This is a genomic window from Streptomyces hazeniae, from assembly GCF_031845485.1.
GTDB classification, from domain to species: domain Bacteria; phylum Actinomycetota; class Actinomycetes; order Streptomycetales; family Streptomycetaceae; genus Streptomyces; species Streptomyces hazeniae.
Genome location: NZ_JAVREQ010000091.1, coordinates 1 through 606, shown reverse-complemented (window position 1 = coordinate 606; position 606 = coordinate 1). Strand labels below are relative to the sequence as shown.

Genomic DNA, 606 nt, shown 5'->3' with positions numbered 1-606 from the left:
CACACGGCCACTGGCACGCCCGCAAACGCCAGAACCTCCGCGGCGAGATCCGCGACCAGCGCCTCGCCTCCCTCACCCCCCTCCACACCCCCGACCAGATCGCCGAAGGCTGGGCCGCCGCCGAAGAAGCCGCCCACCTCGGCAAGGACACCACCACCTCCCGCCGCCTGGGAGTACGCCTGGTCAACGCCCTCGCCTGGATCCCGCAACCGGCGACCGGGAAACCCGCCCCACGGCCCACCCGGCGACGACCCCCCGAAGGGGACAAGACACAGAACAACCAGACCCCCCACCCCCTCCCCACGGGCAGCACCCCGCAGCCCGACGAAGGACCCGGCCGCCTCGACGGACCCCTCGCCTCCTACGCCGACCGCGCCGAACACCTCCTCCACACCCTCCGCCGCACCGAACCCCGCCTCGCCCTCCCCACCACGGACGCCCGCGAACTCGCCCACCTCGCAGGCCACTACCTCCTCCGCGGCGAAGGCGCCGAGACGATCCGCGCCGTGGCCCTCCAAGGACTCCCACCCGGCGACATCCACGCCCCCGCCGCCTTCCTCCGCCACCGCCTCCTGCGCTACCTCCCACCCCACCCCCACTGGCCCA

1 pseudogene is annotated in these 606 nt (G+C 74.3%); it reads left to right on the top strand.

The annotated features are described in order from the left end of the window. Nucleotides 1-606 (top strand): annotated as a pseudogene (locus tag RM572_RS29880) (hypothetical protein); the annotation flags it as partial.